Here is a 4,227-nt window from a genome sequence, read left to right on the forward strand (position 1 = left end):
TGCATGGCCTTCCTCGCCCCGCACCGGTACGGCAAAACAGTGGGTGAAGCTGTCGACGATGCTGTTGAAGGTGAAGAGACCTTCACGCTCGGCCTGGCGGACCTCGGCGATGAAGGTTTGCGGCTCGAGCCATTCGCCGTTCGGCAGGCGGAAATCCTGCGGCGGAATGAAGTTCAGGATTTCCTGATCCGACAGATGCGCGACGAGCAGGCGGCCTGACGCCGTCCACGGGATCGGCACCGACTGTCCGACATCCGTCGAAATGCGGAAGGGGCGTGCGCCTTCGCGCATGCGAACGACCGTGTATCTGTTTCCATCCAGCATGCAGAACTGCGCCGTCTCCCGCGTCTCGTCGGCAAGCTGTTCCAGCGTCGCCTCGCATTCGCGGGTAAAATCGAAATGGTTCTCATAGGCTGCGCCGAGGAAATACAGTTTGCGGCCGAGATAGACACGCCCCTCGCCGCCGGTGAATTCCAGGATGCCATTCTGTAGCAGCAGGTTGACGAGTTCGTAAACCGATGAGCGCGGCGCGCCGATCTGCGCGGCGATTTCATTCGGCTTCAGAGCCTGTCGTTTCTGGCGCAGGAAATCGAGGATCTCGAAGGCGCGGTCGAGCCCTCGGGCGCGTTTGCCGGCTGATTCGTCCTGAACTGCATCCATCGCTATCGATCCCTTTTTTGTCCGGCCAAGCTTTTCAAGCCGACTCCGGCATCTGTCAATCGATCCCGTCATTCGTCGCGAATGAAATTTTCCCACCCCTCTTGCGAGGTAGAAAAATCGGCATAAGATCACCTAGTCCAATATATAGATCACATGTACGATATATTGGACACGGATGGCAAGCCGTCAACGCTGCCGCACACAAAAAAGGGGATCGACATGAAGAATCTTGAAAACGGCATTTCCGCTTCGCTACGCCGCCACCTTCTCGCGGGTGCTGCCGCTGCTGTGGCACTCCTCGTCTTTTCGGCCGGCACGGCATCGGCCGCCGCCAATTGCATCAAGGGTGACAGGAAGTCGCCCTATACAATCGGCTGGGCGAACATCTATTCGGTGCCGACCTGGATGAAGCAGACCGAAGGCACCATCACGGCTGAAGTGGAGGAGCTGAAGAAGGCGGGCCTGGTGAAGGATCTGATGATCACGGACGCGCAGGGCAATGCCCAGACGCAGATCCAGCATATCCAGTCGATGATCGACGCCAATGTCGACGCCATCGTCGTGATCGCCGGTTCCTCCAACGCGCTCGACCGCGTCATATCCGATGCCTGCGACAAGGGCATCGCCGTCGTGAACTTCGACAGCCTTGTTAACACCGACAAGGTGACGGCGAAGATCAACACCGATTCCAATGAATGGGGCGCGACCGCTGCCAAGTGGATGGTCAGCCAGCTCGGCGGCAAGGGCGAGATCATTATCATGAACGGCCCGGCAGGCATTTCGGTGAGCGATGACCGCCGCAAGGGCGCCCAGCCGGTCCTCGATGCCAATCCCGGTCTCCAGGTGATCACCGAGACGAACACGGAATATAACGTCGCGCCGGCACAGGAAGCGATGACCAGCCTGCTCTTCGCCAATCCCGAAATCGACGGCGTGCTGTCGCTCGGCGGCGCGCTGTCGGCCGGCTCGGTGCTGGCCTTCGAGCGCCAGGGCCGCGACCAGGTGCCGACCACAGGCGAAAACGCAAGGCAGTTCCTGGAGCTCTGGAAGGAGAAGGGCCTCAAGGGCTGGGCCACCATGCAGCCCAACTGGCTCGGCGCGCTTTCCGTTTACACCGCCGTGCAGGCGCTGGAAGGCAAGGACGTTCCGGCCTTCGTCAAGGTGCCGCTGCCTGTCATCGACGACAGCACGATCGGCAGCTACCTCGACCGGGCCGACAAGTTCCCGGCTGACGGCTATATCTACTCGGACTACGACAAGGCGCTCTTCGACAAGCTGCTTGCCACCAAGTAATCCCGGGTTGAGGAAAGCCGTCATGACGGAAGAAAGACCTCTGCTGGAAGCCCGGCAGGTGTTCAGAGGATTTTTCGGCAATCCCGTTTTGAAGGGCGTCGATATTGCCCTTCTGCCGGGCAGGGTTCATGCCCTGCTCGGCGAAAACGGCGCCGGCAAATCCACGCTGATCAACCTCCTGTCCGGAGCTCTCCAGCCGGACGGCGGTTCCATCCTCGTCGACGGCAAGCCGGTCGAGCGCTTCAGCCCGGCGGCTGCGCGCGGTGCGGGTATTGCCGTCGTTCAGCAGGAGCTGAGCCTCACGGCCAGTCTGTCGATTGCCGAAAACATCGGGCTCGGCGCCTTTCCGCGCCGGTTCGGCCTCATCGACTACAAAGCGCTTCATCGCGGCGTGCACGATGTCTGCGATATGGTCGGGCTCACCGAGCCGCTCGACATGCCGGTCGCCGACCTGGCGCTTGGCCGCCGCCAGATGGTGGAGATCGCCAAGGCACTGTTCCGCAAGCCACGCGTGCTCATCCTGGACGAGCCGACTTCGTCGCTTTCGGCGCATGAAGCCGGCATCCTTGCCCGCCTGATCGGGACGCTGAGGGACCGTGGCACCGCACTTCTCTATATTTCCCACCGCCTCAACGAGGTGCAGGCGCTCTGCTCGCATGTCGCGGTGCTGAAGGACGGCTTGGTCACCGCCGACCAGTCGCTGTCCGGCATCGACGGCGAAGGCCTGGTGCGCCTGATGGTCGGCCGCGAGACCGGCGACCTGTTCCCGCCGCGCTCCGTCACGGCACCCGGCGCGCTGCGCATCAGCGTCGAAGGTTTTTCCGCCGGCATGGTTCGTGACATCGGCTTCTCCGCCCGCGCCGGCGAGATCGTCGGTATCGGCGGGCTGGTGGGTCAAGGGCAGGAAGACCTGCTGCTCGGCCTCTACGGCGCGATTCCGGCCGCGGCTGCCCGGGCGGAGGTATCCGGCAAGCCCGGCCTGCCCGCCGATGTCGGCGAGGCGAATGCCGCGGGCATCGTCTATGTCCCGGCCGACCGCAAGCACGAGGGCCTGGTGCTGCCCCATTCGATCGCATCCAATCTCATCCTGCCCTCGCTCGGACGCCTCGCCCGCAAGGGGCTGCGCGACCGGCCGGCGGAAAACGGCCTGGTCGCCGATCTCGCGCGCCGGCTGACGATCAAGGGCGACACGGCCCGCCCAGTGCAGGCGCTTTCCGGCGGCAACCAGCAGAAGGTGGCGCTCGCCAAATGGCTACCGCTCGATCCTTCCGTTCTGCTCCTCAACGATCCGACGCGCGGCGTCGACATCGAGACCAAGCGGGAAATCTACCTGATGCTCCGCGCCTTCGCCGCCGAGGGGCGGCTCGTCATTCTGGCCAGTTCCGACACGCCGGAGCTCGTGCATCTCTGTGATCGTGTCGTGGTTCTGCGCGAGGGGCGCGTCGCCGCGGTGCTGTCGCAGGATGAAATCAGCGAAGGGGCGATCGTCGGCGCGGCCATGGGCATTACCACCACGACGCAGGGAGAGGCGGCATGAGCACGAGTTCGTCATCCCGGCTCTACGGCTCGATCCAGCTCCGCCGCAACCGCGGCCTTGCCGGCCTCTATCTGGTTGTCGCCGCCTTTCTCGTCCTCTATGCGCTGCTCTTTCCCGACATCCTTTCGATCGGCGGTTTTTCGAAGTTCACGCAGAACTGGTTCCCGCTCGCGCTCGTCACCATGGCGCAGGCGCTGCTCATGCTGAACGGCGGCATTACGCTGGCGATCGGCCCGCTCGTCAGCCTTGGAGCGGTGATTGCCGCGACGACGATGGAAGGGGCGCTCGGCGTGCCGGGCGGCATTCTTGCGGTCTCCCTCGCCGGTCTTTCGATTGGCGCCGTCATCGGCGCCATCGTCACCTTTCTGAGGCTTCCTGCGATCATCGTCACGCTTGCCGGCTCCTTCATCATCGGCGGGGTCGCACTCATCCTGCTGCCGCGGCCGGGTGGGTTCATTCCCGATTGGCTGTCGACGGTGCTGGCCGGCCACACGCCCGTCGCCTTCCTGCTGCTCATCGTGATCCTGGCGCTCTGGAAGGCCTTTCTCGCGACGCCCCTCGGCCTCGGCATCTACGCGGCCGGCGACAATCCGGTCGGCGCATTCCGCTCCGGTGTCCCGGTCGGACGGGTGAAGGTTGTCGCCTTCGCGCTGTCCGGCCTTCTCGCAGCCCTGACCGGTCTCTTCGTTGCTGCGCAGACCGGCTCCGGTGATCCTGTTATCGGCACGCCCTTCACG

At 63.8% G+C, this 4,227-nt stretch carries 4 protein-coding genes; 3 read left to right on the forward strand and 1 reads right to left on the reverse strand.

The window, feature by feature from the left end:
- Positions 1–660: IclR family transcriptional regulator (locus FY112_RS01260; RefSeq protein WP_151517440.1), on the reverse strand; the 660-nt coding region annotated here is incomplete at its 3' end.
- 219 nt (positions 661–879) lie between these two features.
- Between FY112_RS01260 and FY112_RS01265 the strand changes: the two genes are divergently transcribed.
- The 3 genes from FY112_RS01265 to FY112_RS01275 all read left to right on the forward strand — a co-directional run.
- On the forward strand, positions 880–1,953 hold the full coding sequence (locus FY112_RS01265; protein ID WP_151517441.1) for an ABC transporter substrate-binding protein: 1,074 nt from the start codon (positions 880–882) through the stop codon (positions 1,951–1,953).
- A gap of 22 nt (positions 1,954–1,975) precedes the next feature.
- Complete coding sequence (locus FY112_RS01270; RefSeq protein WP_151517442.1) at positions 1,976–3,490, forward strand: sugar ABC transporter ATP-binding protein; 1,515 nt, start codon at positions 1,976–1,978, stop codon at positions 3,488–3,490.
- Positions 3,487–4,227 (forward strand): ABC transporter permease (locus tag FY112_RS01275; RefSeq protein ID WP_151517443.1); only part of this gene is annotated, 741 nt, incomplete at its 3' end. The genes FY112_RS01270 and FY112_RS01275, both read left to right, overlap by 4 nt.

The organism is Rhizobium sp. PEPV16 (assembly GCF_008919455.1).
GTDB classification, from domain to species: Bacteria; Pseudomonadota; Alphaproteobacteria; order Rhizobiales; family Rhizobiaceae; genus Rhizobium; species Rhizobium leguminosarum_Q.